Source organism: Bradyrhizobium lablabi (assembly GCF_018131005.1).
Taxonomy (GTDB): domain Bacteria; phylum Pseudomonadota; class Alphaproteobacteria; order Rhizobiales; family Xanthobacteraceae; genus Bradyrhizobium; species Bradyrhizobium lablabi_D.
In genome coordinates this window covers 131,574-148,773 of record NZ_JAFCJK010000003.1, presented here as the reverse complement: position 1 = coordinate 148,773, position 17,200 = coordinate 131,574, and the positions used below count along the sequence as shown (strand labels likewise).

Sequence of the window (17,200 nt, the reverse complement as noted above, 5' to 3'; positions counted from 1 at the left end):
CAATGTGTAATGCGGTGAAGGCTATCGAATTTCACGCGGATGGCGTCACGGTTAAGCGCGTCGAATTTAAGGGCGCGGCTGACTATCCTGCCAACATATCATCCGGTCTAGCCATCAATCCGAACCAGTGCACCACTGGCGGCTAGTTCGCGCTAACATCACATCAAAGAGGCCCCGTCATGTATAGCGGCTACCTCCGCCGGTATTTTTACGAGAAGCCGGCGCCGCTGCCGCCGCGATGGTGGCACACTCCGCTGGATTTCGTCCTCCTCACGATCGGGATGTGCGTCATGCTCTCGATCGAGTTTTGGAAGTGGGCTAAAACAAAGCGCCGCTAACCCTTTTCCCTTCAAGCACCGAAGAGAGGCACAAACCATGGATTCGATCTTCGACCGCCATCCTGCTTTTCCGCAGGCGGTTCGCATCCCCCACGATAGCCCGATCGGGCTGTACGCTGAACGCGCGGCCGGCTGCGGCGGCGTTGTCTTTCTGAACTTGCAGACCGGCGAGCTGCTGCTTTGCGATGGCTCCGATCTCATTCTATGGAGCGGACCGCTGCTGCCTAACCCTTCCCTTTGAGTACGAGGCCGATGTAGCGCATGGCGGCGCCGCTCTTGCCCTCGGCCTGCCAGCGCTTCTCGATCGAGCAGCTCATTCGCCGCACGAGGCCGGCGATGGCGCGGTCGATCACCGCGTCCTGTTTCTTGCCGAGCCCGACGATGCCGGCGCGCAGTCCTGTCAGATGCGCGATCGCGGTCGGCACCACGTTGGACTTGTAGGCAAAGCCCGCGCCCTCAGTCAGGATCAACCCGAACAGCTCGCCCGGCGCCACGCGCCGGCGGTCGGCGATGATGATCGCCTGCTCCCACGGCGAGCCGTAGCTGTCGAGATCGATGATGTTGAACTGCGTGAGATCGATCGCGCGCATGACGCGGCGATTGTCGGCGCAGAACATCAGCCGGCCGTCGTTTTGCGGCTTGAGATCGCAGCCGGTGTAGCTGCCGGCCTCGCGCCACACCTCGGAATACATCTTGCCGGATCCGGCGAAGGCATCGAACACGGCGGGCTGCCCGATCGCGGCCATGACATTGCGGCGGATCGCGACCTTGGCCTTGAACGCCTGCGGGTTGTTGTCGGTCTTGACGCCTGACTGAAACATTTCGTGCTATACTACCATTGCCAACAGGAGATGAAACTTAATGACAGTCCCGACCGCCACGCTTCGCGCCGAATATCACCCGACAAATCCGCCGAAACTGATCGGCTTTCATGTCATCGTCGATAGCAAGCCAGTCGCGGTGATACCGATCGACGAGATGGTGAGGGCCGCGTACCTGTCAGGACTCGCCGCTAATCTCCAGGGTCACCCCGACGACTAGAGAGATTTGAGCGGCACGGAATGCAGCAGCGGCACCAGGATATAGAAGATCACGACGAGAGCGAGGATCAGGATCAGCAGCACATTGACGATCTGGGCGACCGGCGGCGGCAGCGGCACGAGCGGCAGCAGCGAGGTGACAGCCCACCAGACCACGCCAAGGATCAGCAGAACGACGACGAGATGGATGAGGATCTCGATCATTTGGTAAGCCTCCAAATCAAGAGCGGAGGAGCCAAGGTATGACCCTGGCCCCTCCCTTCGCCAAGAGCTGAGGAGCCTAGGCCCCTCGCTCGCCCTAGTAGCTACACGAGCTCGACGTTGGCCGCCTTCTTGCCGCCGCCCCTGCGCGGATTGTCGATGAGTTCGTAACTGACACGCTGGTCAGAGAGCAGGATGTTCAGCGATCGCGCGAGATCGGTGCGGTGTACGAAGACCTCGGGCCCGCCGTCATCCGGCATGATGAAACCAAAACCCTTTTCGTCGGTGAAGAACTTGACCTTACCGGTGACGCGCACGCCAGACATTGCCCGTGATCCTCTTGCACTGTTTCTGATGGTGTTCCCCCGGGCGGCGCTAAGCCGCTTTGCGCTCCACGTCTGGACCGGGGAAGCTCGTGATCAGCCCTGCGGCGCGGTCGGATTTACCTGATCGTGCGCGGCAGTGGTTGCCGAGTTGAGCTGGTCGGCCAGGCCCTTGATGCTGACCGCGGCCTGCTCGACGGCAGCCGGATCGATGCCAGCGGGCGAGGAGACGGCGGCGAGGATCTTGTCAGCCTCGGCCTTCATCTCGGCGGCTGCGGACGTGACGGCGGCCTGCATGGTGGCAACGGCTGCGGTGAGATCGTCGAGTTCGTTTGCCATGTCCTTGTAAGTCCTTTCGAGTGTTGTGACGCGCGAGTTGAGCGTCAGGAGGGCATAGAGGTAGTTGAGCATCAGCTGCCCCTTTGCCGATCGAAGGTGGGGAGGAGAAGAGCGGCCCGCTTGCGGTCAACTTCCGTAAACAAGCGGGCCGCAGTTTGCGCGAGCCATTCGCCGCCGCGGGCGTGAGCGTTACGCGGCGGGTATCCCCAACACAGACTGGGGACCTGGTCTGTGGCAGGTCGCTTGCGCGATCTGAAAAAAGGGGACCGGGCCGCCCTTCAGAACAGACCCGGTCCCTGCTTCCGGCGGCAGGAGCGCACTACCAGCGGAAATTTATACGGGCGACGGCGGACCGTAGACGGTCGCGATCTTGGAATAGGTCTTCAGGAAATTGAAATTGACCGTCACCGGTGCGGTCGGCACCGGCGTGGTGAAGCCGTTGGTCGGCCAGGAGCCGCCGATCGCGAGGTTGATCATCACGGTGGCCGGCACGGCAACGCCGCCCTGGTAGAACCAGGGGAAATACCATTTCGCCGTCGGATTGCCATCGTGATACAGCGTCATCGTTGAATCCTCCGACCAGAGGAAGCATATGTCGACGACGCGGTTGACGAAGTAGTCGGCGTCATAAAACGTCGGGTTCGGCTTTAAGTAGCCAAACTGCACATTGTAGCTCGCATCGTGCCAGAGCAGCGCCTTGTTGCCCGAGCAGTTGCAATGGATCATGTTCGCGGTTTCGTTCTGCCCGTTGTAGACGAACTCGAGCATATCCATCTCGGGATTCGGATCGATGCGGCCGTCGGCCGGGATGATCCACCACGCAGGCCAGATGCCTAGCGCCTTCGGGATCACCAGCTGCAGATGCGCAAAGAAGAACCGCGCCGAGGTGACCGAGCGCACCATGCCGCTATCGAACAGCGGGTATTGAATGCCAGTGGACGACGGCGCGTGCCCTTGCGTGTTCGGCCGCGGCGTCGCGGTCAGCTGCAACACGCCGTTGTTGTAGGCCACGCCGCTATCGACGTAGCGCTGCAGCTCGTCGTTGAGGTGATCGGCGTGGTCGCCGTAGAAGGACCAGAACTTGCGGCGCCACTTCGTCAGGTCGAGCACGCTGTTGTCGACCACGCTCATGCCGGGGATCATCTGCCAATTGAAGGCGCTTGGCAGATACGAGCCGTCGAACTGCTTGATCAGTGGCACGACGCCGACTTCGTCGGGCGGCGGCGAGATCGGCACGTAATACTTGATGCCATTGACGACCGGGATCGGGCCGACGCTGAAGGTGACCGTGTTCTGCACGACCGGCAGCCAGCCCCAGGTCTGCGGATTGCGCACCGAGATGTAAACCTGATAGGTCCCCTCTGACGGTGGCGTGTAGGTGAAGGCGAATGAGGTCGGGGCCTGCGTCAGGTTCAGCGTCGCCGGGCTGTACTCCGTCACGAAGGTCCATGAGCCGTCGGCGTTCTGCTTCTGCACCACGAAGAACACGGCATAATAGCCGGCGCTGCCCGCATCGGCGGCCGAGACGTCGGCCTTCGCCTTCATGACCTGAGAGAGGACGATGTTGGCGATCGGGCTGTTCGAGGCGTTGAAGGTCGCTGTCATGTGGCTACCCGAGATTGATCGTGCCTTGCTCGACGGTGACGCCGGCGTAGGGCTTCATCGCCTCTTGCAGTGCTTTGAGCACGTGCGCTTGATGCGCAAGTGGCCCTCTGAGGCTGATCCAGAATTCGTCATCGACCGGACCGGTCTCGACTTCCCTGACCTCGAGCTCGTCGGGCGTGGTCAATAGCTTGGTGATTTCGTTCGGCGAGAAGCCGAGGCCGATCGCGTCTTCGCCCTCGTCCTGCAATTCGCCGAGGATCTCGCGCAGGATGTCGTCGTCCCACGTCGAATTTTCCGGGATTCGGTTGAGCGCAAGGCCGAGCGCCTTATAGCCGGCCTCAGTGAGACCGGAGACCACGCGGCACTCTACGGTTGGCCAGGCATAGCGCTTGAGCGCCTCGAGCCTGGCGTGGCCACCGATGATCTGGCCATCTGGCCTAATCGTCAGTTTCTCGACGAAGCCGAAGCGTTCGATCGATTGCACGATCTGGGCGATCTGGCCTTCCGAGTGGCGGCGCGCATTGCGCGGATCGGCCGAGAGCTCGGAGACCTTACGGACTTCGTCGGTGATGACGGGCTCGCCGGTGCGCAGCACCTTGGACTGCTTGGCCATCAGGCGATCGCCCTGCGCAGCGCCCTGGCGCGCGCGTATTCGTCCGACAGTGTGATGACGTTCATGCCGCAGGCCGCGACCATTTCCAGCATCGCCGGTGGCACGTAGTTGCGGTGGTTTTTGACATAGGCGAACGTGCCGCCGCTCAGGCCGGCGAGGTGTCGCGCCTCATTGACGGCCTGGATGCCGCCGGTCTCGGTGCCGAGGCCGGCCTGATCGAGCAGCGCCCGCACTGATGCCGACTGACCCGAAAAACAATACACACGATGCATACTTACTCCTGAGACTGGTAGAAATGCTTGACCATGCTCGCAAGCGAAGCGCCGAGCTGCAGCCAGGCGATGAGCATCGCGAGAGAAAACAGGAACACTCCGACCTGATGCTGTTGCTGCTGCGCCTTACGCCGCTCGGCGAGGTCGATGAGCTCGCCCATCAGACGTAGGCCAGAACCAGCGCGATCAGCACCGGCACGGCGATTCCGACCAGGATGACCGTGAAACAGCCGGCGCCGTAGTTGTCGGGGAAGAACTGGATTTTCATTTTCGCCTCTGCAGCTTGCGGTAATAATTGATGCAGAGCACCGGCGGACCCGACTTGTCGCGGTACCGCGGTGCCATGGTGGCCTCATGCCTGTTCTCGATCTTGCCCTCACGGGCGAGCCGCTCGAGCGCATAGCCGACCGCGCGCGCGTCGCCTGCGTTGAGCATCCGATGGACGTCTGGCGGGGTGCGCCATTCGTCATCGAGGAGGCTAATGATTAACCTGTCTTCGACGCGGGGGTGGGAGCCCCGTTGGCCGACGTAGCGCATCGTGATGCCCTCTTGAGCTCGTCGCGGAGCTTGCTGATCTCGTGCCAGGCCTCGACCCGTAGCTCGACCCGCTCGGTAGCGGTCAGGCCGTAACGGTCGAAGTCGGCCAGCCGGACAAGCAGGTCGGGCTTTTCCGTCACCGGAACACCCAGTAGACCCCAACGAGCATCACGATGAGCGCGGCGAGGTAGACGAGGGCGATGACGCCGCCGGCGTGCGGTCCGACGTCCATCAGCTGAACGCCCATGCTGCGATCGCGACCGCGGCGAGGATCCAGACCAGCCAGACCGTCTCGCCGCCCCGAAACGGCGCGTTCGGCGCGTCCGTCATGCTGTTGCCGAAGCAGACGACGCCGGTCCACAGGATCGCGGCGAGCGCCATCAGAAGGGCGAGCACGGCCATGAAAGCCTCGCGTTAAGCATGTGTGAAACAAAAGCGCGCGGCCGCTCTTAAAGCGGCTCGGCGTGGGCTGTGTGGTTGAGGAAGTGCTAACGGTGCTATGCGAGCGCCATAAGGCGCGCGAGCATAGCTGTCACCAAAAGCCAGAGAGACATAGGACTCTACCAGCAGCTCGGCGTGTGGCTTGTTGTCTTGGTTTCTTTGTCTTGGAGAGATGTCGGTGGGGATCGCTCGCTTGAGGCTCGCTCCCCGTCGGCCTCGTGTTGTGGCCGGCAGACGTGGTTATAGGCGTGGGTGCGGCCGCGATGGGAGCCGCGCAACTTTCGGAATGTCAAGTGACAGAGTGACATTTCCTAGGAATAAATATGATGTCACGTATGTCACTTTGGCTACAGCCTATTGATATCGCGCTCAAATATTTTTTTTGTACCAGCCGGTTAAAAGCGCAAAGTGACATCTAAAGTGACACCCACCGGATTACCTTTTGCGTGGTTCTTAATCGATTTTAACTTTCACTCTCGATGATTCGCGAGCAGTCACGGCATCATTTTGGGGATGAAAGATCAAGCGTGCGCGGCTTCTGCAGCGCGCGCGACGAGGTGCTGGGTGTACCTCGACATATAGGCTGGGTAGCCGATCGCTTTCTCGCCCTTTGCGACCTTCGCCAGGCGATAGGCTTTGTACTTGGCATTGATCTCGGCGAGGCGGCCGGTCCTTCGCATGCTCTCGACGCGGGCAATTATTTCCGCGACGACATTTTCAGCTTCGCGTTTTAGCTGAGCCTCATTGCGCCATCGCGCGCCGAGTTGGTCGGCGACGATCTTGATTTTTTCGTGCACGTCGATCGGCCGCATATCGATCCAGCCGCCCGCTGCAACATTGGCAGGCTGCATAGCGCCGACCGCTTCGAAGTCGGCGCAGCACCGCATGACGATAAGTTCGGCATGGGAGGGCTTGGCAAACCAGAATATGTGCGCGAGCTCGAAATTCCTTTGGGGCTCAAAGCCTATGCGCGAGATCTTTCCACCTGGGGCGGCATGGACATAGATCGCCCGCCCTTTCAGGGCGTCGATATACACGCCAACGAGTTTTTCCCTGCTCCCCATGGCGAGCAAAGTCTTAACCAAAGGCGGTTAACAGGCGATTGACAGCATTTCTGTTTATCGGCACAGTCTGATCATGCCGTTGTTTCACATGGTGCGGAATGCGGAGATCGGCCCATGGCTTGATCTGGGTTGGATTGATGCCGGTCCGGCCCATCTTTCGGGCTGGAAACGCCTGATTTGGTCTCATGACGGGCCAGCCGTGGCCCCGTTCGAGGCAGTTTCCGGCAAAAAAGCCCATGATTTGAATGGTTTAGCTGCTAAATAGTTGATTTTGCGATCTTTTTTTCAGTCTTCTCTCTTATATGTGTTGACAGAAATCCTGTTAATGGCCTATTCTTTTCCTGTTGAGGGGCATTCCGCCCCGCCCTCAAACCGGGAGACCACCAGATGTCCACCACCCTCACCAATGCCAATCGCCAGTGGGAATCGCGTCCGGCCGACGAGCGCTTCGCTTCGCTGGTCGATATGGATCGCGCCGCCCGCTCTTTCCGCACCTCCGCAACCGTTAACGAGATCATGGCGAACGCCCTGACCGTTTCCGCCCGCGGCGACGATCTCGTTCTGAGCGCCCGCGGCTTCGAAGGCGCCGCGCTGAACAACTACTCGTTCAACCAGCTGGCGGCCCGCGCGAAGGCGCCGGCGGCCTATCTGAACACCCTGCCGACCGAAATCGCGGCCGACTGCCTCAACCACGGCCTGCAGCGCGTCGCCGACGACAAGGCCCTGCAAATCCTCTCGGGCTCGAGCAACATTCGCGCCGTCACCTCCGACAAATACTCGCGCATCTGGAATGCCGACATTACCGCCCGCCTGCTCGAGCTCGAGGCGCGCGGACCGTGGCAGCCGGCTCCGGCCGCCTTCGATGGCTCCCGTGGCCTGTACCTCGGCGAGCGCGATATGTTCGCGTTCCTGGTCGACAACGAGCGGCGCATTTTCGAGACCGGCCCGGGCGGCGGACTGTCGCGCGGTTTCTTCGTGTCGAACAGCGAAGTCGGCGACGCCTCGTTCTCGATCATGACGTTCTTCTATGAGTATGTGTGCGGCAATCATCGCGTCTGGGGCGCGCAGGGCATCGCCGAAGCGAAGATCATCCACATCGGCCACGACCAATCGTCGAAGGCCTTCGAGACGATGACGGTCGAGGTCAAGAAGTATGCCGAGGCCTCCGCCGACGAAGACGAGTTGAAGGTCGAGCGCTGCCGCACCTATCAGATCGGCGCCTCGAAGGATGACGTCCTGGATGCGATCTTCAAGCTGAAGGTGCCGGCGATCACCAAGACGATCGCGAACAAGGCCTATGACTTGGCCGAGCAGCGCGTCGACTGGTACGGCTCGCCGCGCTCCGCCTGGGGCTATGCCGGAGGCCTCACCGAGATCGCCCGCGATCTGCCGAACGCCTCCGATCGCCATCAGCTCGACTTGGCCGCGACCCGCGTCATGGAAATGGCGGACTGACAACGGCCCACCGGGGCGGCTGCGCCGATCAGCCGCCCCTCCATCGGAGATACGACCATGACGAAGAGAGACCGCAAGCGCCGCCTGGAAATCATCCGCCAGCTTTGCGAGCTATCGCGAGATGGTTGGCGCAACGCCCGCTTTGACGATTACGCGCCGCTCGAGGCTGAGCTTAGGAAGCTCGAGGCAACAACCGATTAAGTTCCTCCCGAAGACTCGGGGCGCGCCGCAAATGGGCGCCCCGGTTTTTTCCCAACAGGGCCACCGGCCCGCTTCAACAGGAGGGACCACGATGGGCATGGACGTTATCGGCAAGAAGCCGAGCACCGAGGAAGGCAAGTATTTCCGCAATAACGTTTGGTGGTGGCGGCCGCTCGCCGGCTACTGCTGCGAGGTTGCGCCGGAGATCACCAGCAAATGCACCTATTGGCAGAGCAATGACGGCGACGGTCTCGGCAAGCGCGACGCGATCAAGCTGGCAGACGTCCTGCAGAAAGAGATCGAGAGCGGCCGCACATTGTCCTTCCAGCGCCGCTACACCTCGGCGCAGGAGATGACGGCGAACGAGCCGTGTCCAATCTGCGCCGGCACCGGCACGCGGTTGCCCGTGCCTCACCGCGGCGCCGGCGATCCGAAGACCACCGGCATCAAGTGCAACGGCTGCGATGGGAACGGCACCCGACGCCCATATTCGACCGACTACCCGTTCGACGTCGAGAACGTGCAGAAGTTCGTCGCCTTCCTGCGCGGCTGCGGCGGCTTCCAGATTTGCTGAAATTCCCGCCCCAAAAACCGGCCTACAGGCGTTTTCCAGCCTCCGGCCTACCAACCCACCGGGCGGCCGGAAGGCCGCCCCACGGGGCTCCCAAAACGTCCTTTAGGTGGTTGATTTTGTTGATTTTTTCCCAAAAATGCCTTGTGCAACCGGAAGATGCGTGATCTACTAAATGCATTCCGGGGCACCGCCCCGCCCATATCGGGAGACCACCGATGATCAGCAAAGGCACCAAGGTCCGCATCACCACCACGAATGGCGGCGACTCCGTCGCCGTCCTTCTTTCGGACTACCGGCCGACCTACTGCGCCGTTCTGGACTTCAACGGCGCCTGCGTCGTGATCAACGCCGGCCGCATCAAATCCATTCACGCTGTCGGGTGAGGGGAGTGCGTCATGACCATCACCCAGAAACTCGATCATGCCTACGCAATCGGCGTCATCGCCTTTGTGAGCGCGCGCGACATCCTGATCCCGATCCGCTGCCGCGCCGACATCCGCGAAGGCAATGGCTGCATCGAGATCATGTTCGCCGATCAGTGGCTGCCGGTGCGGCCCGAGCTGATCAAGTTCGTTCGCCCGCACGGGGAGGGCTGAGCCATGCTGCAGAACTCTCCGAAACCCATGAACGCCGCGCAACGCGCGTGGGCCACGCGCCGCGCCATGAAGGCCATCCAGACCGACCGCGAGACGCTGAAGGCCGGTATCGAGACGCCGGCGCCCGCCTTCAAGGAATCCAAGCCGGTGGTCGATCTCAATATCGACCATCACGCGATCGGTTGCGGCATGCGCCGCTACGTCGTGCTCGAGGTCGGCCCGCGGCTCGTCCGCCTGTTCTACTACCCGACCTTGACCACGATCACGGTCGACCGGCTGACCTTCGATCGCAAGGCGAAGTATGCCCGCGATTCCAAGCGCGACGTGGTCGCGCGCATCATCCGGCAGAACCTCGCGCTCGCCGACAAGATCAACACCCAGGCGCAGTCGATCGTCATGAGCGACGGCGGCGCCGACGCGGCCAAGGCCTTGGAGGTGCTGCGATGACCATCCAAGACGATGGCTGGGGCCGCGTGCGCCACATCATCCGATGTGTTGTACCGCTCGACACCGAATATCGGCCCGACGGCTACTACTGGCGCGCTGAGCGTGGCGACTGGGTCGGGCCCTTCGAGACTCGCGAGATCGCCAAAAAGGCCAAGCAGGCCAGAGTGTCGGAGGTGCTGCGATGAAAGTCTACGTGCTCGTCATCGATCACAAGCACGGCACCGAGGTCAGCGCGTTCGCCTCCAGGGCCGCCGCCGATCAGGAGGTGCAGCGCTATTGCGACGAGCAATGGCCGCTCGAGTTTCCCGACGTCGATCGCCCCGACGACGCGGAGCTCATCGCCGAATATTGGCACCTCATGACGGAGCGCGGCGAAGAATGGCACCTGATCGAAGAGTGCGAAGTGGTCGGCAACGTCTCGATCCCGCCGATCTTCATCCCGGAGAACTCCCATCGCGTGAAGCCCGGCTATTACACGCGACCTGACGTCGTCCGGCTATTGCGCCTGCACCGCAACAACTCGGATGCAATCCTCTTCATTGCCGACATGCTGGAGTGAACCATGCCCCGATTCAAAACCATCTGCCCTCGTTGCAGTCGCACCGGCGAGCTGATGCACAACACCAAGCCGAAAGCCAATTGCGGCGACTGCCTGATCGAGGCGGTCGAGGTTGTCGCGCTAACGGTGACGGCGGTGCCGACAAAACCCGTCTGCGACGAATGCGGCTCCGATGACGTCAAGGCTGATGCCTATGCCGAGTGGTGCGTCGAATCCCAGACCTGGGAGATTTCGGCGACCTTCGAGAAGGGCTCGGTCTGCGAGAGTTGCGGCGGCGAATGCAGTCTCAAGTGGGTCTATGTCGATACCGGCGACGAGGTTTAGCGATGAATTGCATCAAGGATCAATGCCGCTCGCCGGTCGCCTGCCGCGGCTTCGGCTACTGCCGCGAGCGCAATTTCGGCGGCTCGGTGCACCTCTCTCAGGAAGAGGTTGGCCGCATCGTCGCGGCGCTCTCGATGACTGACGACGGCCACGGCGAAGAAGCGCGCAAGACGCGCGATCTGATCGCCCGACTGAGGGGTGTGTTGCAATGAGCACTCTGAAAGACAACGAGCGAATCTCAAACGAGCTTCGGATCGTCTGGCAGTTCGACATCGAGATGAACGTCGGAAAAATCCGCATGGTGAAGCAGTGGCACATCATCGCGGCGAACGCGGATCTGGCGCGAGCCGCCTATGACAAGGTCTGGCGCTCGGACAAGACCGTCGTGCTCAAGAGTTACGCGGCGCTGCATGTGATCGACGCCGAGGTGACCAGATGACCAGACGCCAGACCATGACGCGCGACATCGGCTTCGCTATCCGCGACTTTTGCGACTGCGCCACCATCTCGCATGTCGACGAGGACGGCAAAGAACGCCACGGCGAAGACGAGATCAAGGGGATCGATATCTCCGATCCAGACAACCCGATTTTTTACATGGAGAGCGGCGCCGTGTTCACGGTGCGGATAGTGAGGACAGGATGACGAAGTCCCCACGACTGACTGCGCTCGAAATCGAGGCAATCTTGGCCGCTGCAGGCGCCGCCGATGCCCCTGCCGTTTTCGAGGACGAACCTGATATCAAACACGGCGAGCGACTGCTTTATGCCTTCGAAACTGGCATGGAAAAATTGCGCGCCATGCTCGCCCAAAGGAGGAAGTGAGCCATGACCCAGCTCGCAGTGATCGACGATCTGGCCGCGCGCCGCAGCGCGGCCGCCCGCAAGGCGGTGGAGACGCGCCGCGCGCGACTGGCATCCGGCATGGCCAACCCCATCGCCGCCGCCTTCGCCATCAGCCCGACGCCACGCGAGATCGCGCTGCACGCCTTCGAGCAGGCGGCCAAATCGGAAATGCCAGACTGGCATGCGGCAGCCCTCGCCCTTAAAGCGGCCCTCACAGGCGATAGCGAATGGCGGGCATCTAGAACCCGCGTGCTTCGTCAAAACAAGCCCACGGCGCTGCCGGCGCCGCCCTGGCACGACTACCCGGTCGATCGCCTCGGCTCATTCAAGGTGCGCAATCCGACGATCGTGGTGACGTTCGAAGACGGCGAGATGGTGCGCGCGCCGGCGGTCTCGGCGAAGGACAAGCCGGTCAACATCGGCCGCGGCCTTCGGATCGCGATCGCGTTCTATCAGGCGCGGATCTGTCGGCGATCAGGCCTGCGCAATGAGCCGGGCTTTTGGCCGGCGGCGCCAGCGATCACCGCCTGCATCTGCGAGGAGACGGGAGAGATTTTCGATGCCGAACAATGTACCATCCGAACCATCGAATCCCGCAAACCCCAGGACTGGCGAATTAGACATGACCGGCGAAGAATTGAAGCAGCTCCGCCACGATCTGGGTGAGGCGATCGGCCGCCGCCTTTCGGTCGCCGACATGGCGAAGATCGTCGGCCTCGCACCGAGGAACGGCGCCGACACGTGGCGCAAGTGGGAAGAGGGCGATGGTCCGAGCGGTCCGGTCGCGGTGCTGATGTCGCTGATCATGGCGGGCATCGACCGCGATTTCGAGTTCTTCTTGGCTTACATCGAAAAAAGGTTAGCGAACCCATGAGCTATCGAGTGGTCTACGGCGAAACTCTCCCGGCCTGGGAACGGATATTCCCGACAATGCGCGAGGCCAAAGCCTTCGCGAAAGAGCACGAGACCATGGGCGACGTGATCTTCAGCGTCCGCAAGGTCGTGCCCGGCGAGCCGCCGCAATCGATGGCGGCTGCGATTGCACAAGACGACTGGACCGGACTCAAGCGCGCATAGTCGTGCAGACGCGCCCTGAAGGAAACTTTTACCGGTCGCCCCAAGCGGCGACGATTAAGCGGTACCAACACAGGAGATCAAAATGTCGAATTGTGAACTCTGCGGTGAGCAGATGCCGGAAGGCGAAACGATGTTCAGGTTTCATGGCTACAGCGGTCCATGCCCAAAGCCTCCGGTCCAAAAGGACGATCAGCCGCGCGTGACCGATGACGACAGGGGCGAAATCACTGTCGCCTTCAACGGGAAGGAGCTGCGCGGCTGGTCCTACGGCAGCGAAGACGAACGGCGCACCAAGATGCTGTGCGCCCGCGAATACGTCGAAGGCTGGTGCGATGGGAGGGCAGCGTGAGCCTTGGAGCCTGGGGCGACGAATCGTGGGAGCCGAGCGATCCCGTCGCGATCACCGAGACGCTCCTGCGAATGCCAAAGCCCACCACGCGCGGCCTAGTCGTGAACATGCCGGCTCGTGGGATGTCGTTCCACGCCCGGCTTTTCCAAGCCCGCATGTGGCGAGAGACGGCCATGGCCATCAAGTACGATCGACCCACGATGACCGGAACAGGGCGCCGTTGGCATCTGGAAATCGGCCGCCACACCTATGCCGATAGCCTGCGCCGTGCGCGCGTAAACGTCTACCTCGCTCGCCGCCTCAACCGAGCGCCTTAACGCGTCGATCATGAGACCGGCACGCGGCGCGCGATCAGCTGCTCTGTGATGATCTTGAGTCCTTCCTGCCACTGCCGGTTGAACTCATCGTGGTCGATACCTCGCCGCTGGCAGCGCCGGCGGATGTCGACGCGCATCGCGCTCCACATCGCTCTCAGGCTGATGGCCTTGGCTAGCTCGGGCTGATCGCGCAGATACTCGAACGGCCAGCGCGAGGCCTGCTCCATGCGGGAGACCTGGGCGGAAGTTGGCGGCAGGCGGACCCGGTTCTGCTCGCCCTCGCGCGTCGCGAGCTCGCCGCTCTCCGACATCTCGGCCAGGACGACCAGCGGGATTTTCTCCTGGACAACGCTCGGCCAGGCGCTCCCGTAGGCTTTGGGCCGGGTTGCCGCCGGCATCATCGCCATGACCTGAAAGGCCTCCTCCAGGCGATCCAACGTGAAAATCATCGTCCACATACTTGGCACCTCCCGTGGCGCCCTAAGCGATCCACGGCCCGTTTCCGCCCGTCCTATCGCCCCTAAAAGATGCTGGCGGAGATCGGAATCGCCGTCCTTTTCGATCAGTGTGGCGAGCTTCGCTCGGTCTGAAAGTGACATGCGTGACAGGTCAGAAGTGACATCCCGATGCGAAATGTCACTTTTGGATTTGTCGTTATCTTTCCGTGACATACCTATGCCCGATCCAGCCATTCCCGATTCACTTGTCACGTCACTTTCCGAAGAGATGTCACGTCATCGCGGGGCAAATTCTTGCTCGGGGAATTCCTCCTGGATTGCATCCCCACCAGTGATCTCGCCCCTCTCGTCGTTGCTCAACTCCGCCACCGGTCGGCCAGTCACCCAGACATACGGGTTGATCCTGCCAATGATGCGCAGGCGCACGAACTTGTCGCTGGCACGCCCCATCGCTTGCCGCAGGGCGGCGTCTTCCTTGGAGGCGACTGCCCGATATGCGTTGTACCAATCGGCGACCTTGCAGACCTTCACGATCGATTTCGGCAGCTTCAGTTCCGGCGGCGCCGGAATGCCGACGTCGGCGATCGCATCCTTCAGCGCCGTGAAGATGTTGGTCTGATCATCGGACAGGACCAGCGTCTTGCCCTTGACCAGCGTCCTAGCCGTGCCGGCGGGCACCGTGACGCAGGAGGTGATCGGCTTGCCGTCGATCGCGCGACGGCCGACCTCGACCTGCATCAGCTCGAAGCGGATCTCGGCGCCGTCTTCCTCGTCCTTCTGCTTGTCGAGCGTTGCGGTCCGAACCTTGGTGCCTTCCTCCTTTGCCACCAACACGACCTGATCGATATTGGCCGAGATCGATGTATGCCCGCGGAGCTTGGTGCCGCCGGCGTTCATGTGATGGACGAGGCAGACGTGGCAGCCAGGAACGGCGGCAGCGATGCGATCGACGTTGGCCATCACCACGGCCATGTCGCGGCCGGAGTTTTCATCCGCCGCGCCTTGCGCTTTCGCCAGCGTATCGATGAAGAGGGCGGTGACCGGCAGATTGTAGAGGCGCGAGATGGCGATGATCTCTTCAATCAGTTTCGCCGTGTCGCCCTCGTGGCTATGAATATCGACCTTCGACTGCAGGATGTAGACCGGCACGCGGATGCCTTGCTGAATGCCGAAATTTTCGCGCCAGGCGCGGAATCGCTTGCGGATGCCGCGGCCGCCTTCGCCGGCCTGATAGATCACGAGCCCGCGCGCCAGCACGTTGTTGCCATAGAACTGGCGGCCGGTCGCGATGCACATCGCCATGTGAATCGCCAGGAACGACTTGCCCGACTTGGTGGCGCCCCCGATCACCGATTTCTCGCCGACCGTCAGCCAGCCGTCGATGATGAATTCGTGTTCGGGCCCGGGGCGATCCAACTCCTCGAACGGGATGCCGCCGAACTGCGAAACGAAGGGGGGCGGCTTCACGTCGGGCAGCCGCCCGACGATCTCGGCGAGCTCCTCGGCGGTACCCTCGCGCGCCTTCACCCAGTCGGTGACGTCGGCGCCCTTTGGCGCCTCCGGCCAGATGTCCCTGCGCGAGAAGTCCAGGACCCGCACGCGGCTTGCGATGCCGTACAACGCCGCGACGATCGTCTTTCCGCGCTCGCGCCCTGGATCGTCATTGTCGACCATGACGACGACGTCTCGCCCTCGCAGCGCCTCGGCGTGATCGTTGCGCCAGTTCTTCGCGCCGCCTGAGTTTGTTGTCGCGACCAGGCCGAAGCCGATCAACGTCTCGACGTCTTTCTCGCCCTCGGGCAGATAGACGGTCTCGTCGACACCGGCCTCGCGCAGATCGGGCAGGCGGTAAAGCCCATGGCTTATGCCTTCGAGATTCCAAAGCCATTCGCTTGGCTTTTCCGGATCGGGCCGCCGCTGCCTGAATGTCTTATGTCGCTCGCCGTCCTCGATCCATTCCAGGCGCACGACCTGATAGAGCAGCTCGCCCTGCGCGTCGGTATAGTCATAGGTCGCGGTGATCTCGCGCTTGGCCTTTGGCTCTTGCTTCTTTGCGGGCTGCTTTCTCGGCGGTGCCTGACCATTGCCGTTCGGCAGCGGCACGCCGGCGATGCTGGCGAGATCGGCAACTGCATCGGCGAACGATAGTCCGTCCTTCTGCAGCCATTGCAGGACGTCGCCGCCTTCGTTCGTGGCGTGATCGAACCAGATGCCCTTCTGATCGTTGACGGTCAGCGACTTGTTGTCGATCGCGCGAAACTCTTTGCCATCCCTGCGCAGCTTGACGCTGCGGCCGATCACCTCCGACACCGCAACCCGCGATTTAAGGTCATCAAGGAATGTTTCAGAGTAGGCCAATGATCCCTCTATAGAAGCCACGTCGCGGCGACGGACTTCAGCGCCGATAGCCAGCTGCGACGTTTCTTGCGCTCTAGCAGTGCGCGGATCTCGGCCTCGTGCTCCGACATCTGCTTAAGCAGTTCGGCGCCCTCCATGACGAGGGCGACGTCGCGCTCGAGGCTCGGCACGATCAGTTCGTAGCCCATCCTCGACAGGCCGATGCGCTCGGCGATGATCTTGGTCTTGGCGAGATCAAGCTGCAGCTTCGAGGAAGCCAGCGTCATCGCCACGGCGATGTCGGCGAAGGTCGATTGATCAGCCATGCGCGCGCTCCCCGAACAGATGCAGCGCCTCCGGGATGCGGCCCATGAAGGTCGCGCCGGCCCAGTCCCATATGCCGGCGGCATCTGCTTGGTTGTCGTCGTCAGGTAGCCAGCCGAGCAGCTGGCAGCGCTCTATGACGAGGCGCTTGCCTTCCTTGCGGCGTTGATGGCGGTCACCGATATGCGTCAGGCGCCCGGCCCCGATGAAGTGCTTGCGCCAAGTCGATATCTGCGCGACTTCAAGGCGGATGTTTTTGCATCGAACGATGCCGCAGATGATCCCGAACATTCCGATCGAGATCATCGTCACATCATGGCTGGTGTGGCCTTTTGCGGCCGAAGGTGCAACGACTTGTTCGATCACCACCATGTCGGGCGGATCGTCTCGCATCCTGGTTGCCATCCACAATGTCGCGCGGCCATAAAGCCCGGCGAGATCATCGTCGCCGCGGCGGAAGTCGATCGTCTCGAGGTGAGGGACGTCGCCGGGGCGCCCGAAGGCGACCCCGGTCTTGCTTGCGACATCTAGAGCTAGAATGGTTCCCCCTGCCATGAGACGCCT

Annotated in this window: 36 protein-coding genes; 21 read left to right on the top strand and 15 right to left on the bottom strand. The window is 61.9% G+C overall.

Annotated features, from left to right (window positions below; genetic code table 11):
- The first annotated feature begins 375 nt into the window (after positions 1–375).
- Positions 376–579, top strand: a complete 204-nt coding sequence (locus tag JQ553_RS10540; RefSeq protein WP_212499878.1) for a hypothetical protein — start codon at positions 376–378, stop codon at positions 577–579.
- On the opposite strand, the gene JQ553_RS10535 is transcribed toward JQ553_RS10540, so the two are convergent.
- Complete coding sequence (locus JQ553_RS10535; protein WP_212499877.1) at positions 563–1,159, bottom strand: hypothetical protein; 597 nt, start codon at positions 1,157–1,159, stop codon at positions 563–565. The two genes, JQ553_RS10540 and JQ553_RS10535, sit on opposite strands and share 17 nt — an antisense overlap.
- Before the next feature lie 40 nt (positions 1,160–1,199).
- On the opposite strand from JQ553_RS10535, the gene JQ553_RS10530 reads away from it, so the two are divergent.
- Positions 1,200–1,379: a hypothetical protein gene (locus JQ553_RS10530; RefSeq protein ID WP_212499876.1), complete on the top strand. Its 180-nt coding sequence runs from the start codon at positions 1,200–1,202 to the stop codon at positions 1,377–1,379.
- On the opposite strand, the gene JQ553_RS10525 is transcribed toward JQ553_RS10530, so the two are convergent.
- The 10 genes from JQ553_RS10525 to JQ553_RS10480 form a co-directional block, all read right to left on the bottom strand.
- Positions 1,376–1,582 (bottom strand): hypothetical protein, encoded by a 207-nt coding sequence (locus tag JQ553_RS10525; protein WP_212499875.1) that lies wholly within the window; start codon positions 1,580–1,582, stop codon positions 1,376–1,378. The two genes, JQ553_RS10530 and JQ553_RS10525, sit on opposite strands and share 4 nt — an antisense overlap.
- Before the next feature lie 101 nt (positions 1,583–1,683).
- Positions 1,684–1,896 carry a cold shock domain-containing protein gene (locus JQ553_RS10520; RefSeq protein WP_312015131.1) on the bottom strand — a complete coding sequence of 71 codons (213 nt, stop codon included), beginning with the start codon at positions 1,894–1,896 and terminating at the stop codon, positions 1,684–1,686.
- Positions 1,897–1,998: 102 nt separating this feature from the next.
- Entirely contained in the window at positions 1,999–2,313 is a 315-nt protein-coding gene (locus tag JQ553_RS10515) for a hypothetical protein (RefSeq protein ID WP_212499873.1), read from the bottom strand.
- Positions 2,314–2,574: 261 nt separating this feature from the next.
- Positions 2,575–3,846 carry a family 16 glycosylhydrolase gene (locus JQ553_RS10510; RefSeq protein ID WP_212499872.1) on the bottom strand — a complete coding sequence of 424 codons (1,272 nt, stop codon included), beginning with the start codon at positions 3,844–3,846 and terminating at the stop codon, positions 2,575–2,577.
- Positions 3,847–3,850: 4 nt separating this feature from the next.
- The gene (locus JQ553_RS10505; RefSeq protein WP_212499871.1) at positions 3,851–4,459 is read right to left on the bottom strand and encodes a ParB/Srx family N-terminal domain-containing protein; all 609 of its coding nucleotides are present in this window, start codon (positions 4,457–4,459) and stop codon (positions 3,851–3,853) included.
- Positions 4,459–4,731: a hypothetical protein gene (locus JQ553_RS10500; protein WP_212499870.1), complete on the bottom strand. Its 273-nt coding sequence runs from the start codon at positions 4,729–4,731 to the stop codon at positions 4,459–4,461. Before JQ553_RS10500 ends, JQ553_RS10505 begins: the two co-directional genes overlap by 1 nt.
- A 2-nt stretch (positions 4,732–4,733) precedes the next feature.
- A complete protein-coding gene (locus JQ553_RS10495) occupies positions 4,734–4,892 on the bottom strand; it encodes a hypothetical protein (RefSeq protein WP_212499869.1) in 159 nt (52 codons plus the stop codon).
- 103 nt (positions 4,893–4,995) lie between these two features.
- Positions 4,996–5,268 carry a hypothetical protein gene (locus JQ553_RS10490; RefSeq protein WP_212499868.1) on the bottom strand — a complete coding sequence of 91 codons (273 nt, stop codon included), beginning with the start codon at positions 5,266–5,268 and terminating at the stop codon, positions 4,996–4,998.
- 231 nt (positions 5,269–5,499) lie between these two features.
- Positions 5,500–5,670, bottom strand: a complete 171-nt coding sequence (locus tag JQ553_RS35075) for a hypothetical protein (RefSeq protein ID WP_312015119.1) — start codon at positions 5,668–5,670, stop codon at positions 5,500–5,502.
- Positions 5,671–6,230: 560 nt separating this feature from the next.
- Positions 6,231–6,746: a hypothetical protein gene (locus JQ553_RS10480; RefSeq protein WP_212499866.1), complete on the bottom strand. Its 516-nt coding sequence runs from the start codon at positions 6,744–6,746 to the stop codon at positions 6,231–6,233.
- A 100-nt stretch (positions 6,747–6,846) separates the two neighbouring features.
- Here JQ553_RS10480 and JQ553_RS10475 point away from each other — a divergent pair, with 100 nt between their 5' ends.
- The 19 genes from JQ553_RS10475 to JQ553_RS10385 all read left to right on the top strand — a co-directional run bounded on the left by JQ553_RS10475 (position 6,847) and on the right by JQ553_RS10385 (position 13,517).
- Positions 6,847–7,038: a hypothetical protein gene (locus tag JQ553_RS10475; protein ID WP_212499865.1), complete on the top strand. Its 192-nt coding sequence runs from the start codon at positions 6,847–6,849 to the stop codon at positions 7,036–7,038.
- 122 nt (positions 7,039–7,160) lie between these two features.
- On the top strand, positions 7,161–8,228 hold the full coding sequence (locus JQ553_RS10470; RefSeq protein ID WP_212499864.1) for a hypothetical protein: 1,068 nt from the start codon (positions 7,161–7,163) through the stop codon (positions 8,226–8,228).
- A 57-nt stretch (positions 8,229–8,285) separates the two neighbouring features.
- Positions 8,286–8,429, top strand: a complete 144-nt coding sequence (locus JQ553_RS10465) for a hypothetical protein (RefSeq protein ID WP_212499863.1) — start codon at positions 8,286–8,288, stop codon at positions 8,427–8,429.
- A 91-nt stretch (positions 8,430–8,520) separates the two neighbouring features.
- Complete coding sequence (locus JQ553_RS10460; protein ID WP_212499862.1) at positions 8,521–9,003, top strand: hypothetical protein; 483 nt, start codon at positions 8,521–8,523, stop codon at positions 9,001–9,003.
- A gap of 215 nt (positions 9,004–9,218) precedes the next feature.
- Positions 9,219–9,386, top strand: coding sequence for a hypothetical protein (locus tag JQ553_RS10455; RefSeq protein ID WP_212499861.1), 168 nt, complete (start codon positions 9,219–9,221; stop codon positions 9,384–9,386).
- 12 nt (positions 9,387–9,398) lie between these two features.
- Complete coding sequence (locus JQ553_RS10450; protein ID WP_212499860.1) at positions 9,399–9,599, top strand: hypothetical protein; 201 nt, start codon at positions 9,399–9,401, stop codon at positions 9,597–9,599.
- Between the two features lie 3 nt (positions 9,600–9,602).
- Positions 9,603–10,046 (top strand): hypothetical protein, encoded by a 444-nt coding sequence (locus tag JQ553_RS10445; RefSeq protein ID WP_212499859.1) that lies wholly within the window; start codon positions 9,603–9,605, stop codon positions 10,044–10,046.
- Positions 10,043–10,231, top strand: coding sequence for a hypothetical protein (locus tag JQ553_RS10440; RefSeq protein ID WP_212499858.1), 189 nt, complete (start codon positions 10,043–10,045; stop codon positions 10,229–10,231). Before JQ553_RS10445 ends, JQ553_RS10440 begins: the two co-directional genes overlap by 4 nt.
- On the top strand, positions 10,228–10,605 hold the full coding sequence (locus tag JQ553_RS10435; RefSeq protein ID WP_212499857.1) for a hypothetical protein: 378 nt from the start codon (positions 10,228–10,230) through the stop codon (positions 10,603–10,605). Before JQ553_RS10440 ends, JQ553_RS10435 begins: the two co-directional genes overlap by 4 nt.
- Positions 10,606–10,608: 3 nt before the next feature.
- Entirely contained in the window at positions 10,609–10,929 is a 321-nt protein-coding gene (locus JQ553_RS10430) for a hypothetical protein (RefSeq protein ID WP_212499856.1), read from the top strand.
- Positions 10,930–10,931: 2 nt separating this feature from the next.
- A complete protein-coding gene (locus tag JQ553_RS10425; protein WP_212499855.1) occupies positions 10,932–11,141 on the top strand; it encodes a hypothetical protein in 210 nt (69 codons plus the stop codon).
- Complete coding sequence (locus JQ553_RS10420) at positions 11,138–11,368, top strand: hypothetical protein (protein ID WP_212499854.1); 231 nt, start codon at positions 11,138–11,140, stop codon at positions 11,366–11,368. The genes JQ553_RS10425 and JQ553_RS10420 overlap by 4 nt, the downstream gene beginning before the upstream one ends.
- Complete coding sequence (locus tag JQ553_RS10415) at positions 11,365–11,574, top strand: hypothetical protein (RefSeq protein WP_212499853.1); 210 nt, start codon at positions 11,365–11,367, stop codon at positions 11,572–11,574. The genes JQ553_RS10420 and JQ553_RS10415 overlap by 4 nt, the downstream gene beginning before the upstream one ends.
- Complete coding sequence (locus JQ553_RS10410) at positions 11,571–11,753, top strand: hypothetical protein (RefSeq protein WP_212499852.1); 183 nt, start codon at positions 11,571–11,573, stop codon at positions 11,751–11,753. The genes JQ553_RS10415 and JQ553_RS10410 overlap by 4 nt, the downstream gene beginning before the upstream one ends.
- A gap of 3 nt (positions 11,754–11,756) precedes the next feature.
- Positions 11,757–12,440 (top strand): hypothetical protein, encoded by a 684-nt coding sequence (locus JQ553_RS10405; protein WP_212499851.1) that lies wholly within the window; start codon positions 11,757–11,759, stop codon positions 12,438–12,440.
- Positions 12,397–12,648 carry a hypothetical protein gene (locus JQ553_RS10400; protein WP_212499850.1) on the top strand — a complete coding sequence of 84 codons (252 nt, stop codon included), beginning with the start codon at positions 12,397–12,399 and terminating at the stop codon, positions 12,646–12,648. The genes JQ553_RS10405 and JQ553_RS10400 overlap by 44 nt, the downstream gene beginning before the upstream one ends.
- Positions 12,645–12,851, top strand: coding sequence for a hypothetical protein (locus JQ553_RS10395; protein ID WP_212499849.1), 207 nt, complete (start codon positions 12,645–12,647; stop codon positions 12,849–12,851). Before JQ553_RS10400 ends, JQ553_RS10395 begins: the two co-directional genes overlap by 4 nt.
- Positions 12,852–12,933: 82 nt before the next feature.
- Entirely contained in the window at positions 12,934–13,200 is a 267-nt protein-coding gene (locus JQ553_RS10390; protein WP_212499848.1) for a hypothetical protein, read from the top strand.
- On the top strand, positions 13,197–13,517 hold the full coding sequence (locus tag JQ553_RS10385; protein ID WP_212499847.1) for a hypothetical protein: 321 nt from the start codon (positions 13,197–13,199) through the stop codon (positions 13,515–13,517). Before JQ553_RS10390 ends, JQ553_RS10385 begins: the two co-directional genes overlap by 4 nt.
- 8 nt (positions 13,518–13,525) lie before the next feature.
- On the opposite strand, the gene JQ553_RS10380 is transcribed toward JQ553_RS10385, so the two are convergent.
- The 4 genes from JQ553_RS10380 to JQ553_RS10365 form a co-directional block, all read right to left on the bottom strand.
- Entirely contained in the window at positions 13,526–13,954 is a 429-nt protein-coding gene (locus JQ553_RS10380) for a DUF6362 family protein (RefSeq protein WP_212499846.1), read from the bottom strand.
- Positions 13,955–14,251: 297 nt separating this feature from the next.
- The gene (locus JQ553_RS10375; protein WP_212499845.1) at positions 14,252–16,333 is read right to left on the bottom strand and encodes an AAA family ATPase; all 2,082 of its coding nucleotides are present in this window, start codon (positions 16,331–16,333) and stop codon (positions 14,252–14,254) included.
- Positions 16,334–16,341: 8 nt separating this feature from the next.
- Positions 16,342–16,638 (bottom strand): hypothetical protein, encoded by a 297-nt coding sequence (locus tag JQ553_RS10370; protein WP_212499844.1) that lies wholly within the window; start codon positions 16,636–16,638, stop codon positions 16,342–16,344.
- Positions 16,631–17,008 (bottom strand): hypothetical protein, encoded by a 378-nt coding sequence (locus JQ553_RS10365; RefSeq protein ID WP_212499843.1) that lies wholly within the window; start codon positions 17,006–17,008, stop codon positions 16,631–16,633. The genes JQ553_RS10370 and JQ553_RS10365 overlap by 8 nt, the downstream gene beginning before the upstream one ends.
- Between the last annotated feature and the right edge of the window lie 192 nt (positions 17,009–17,200).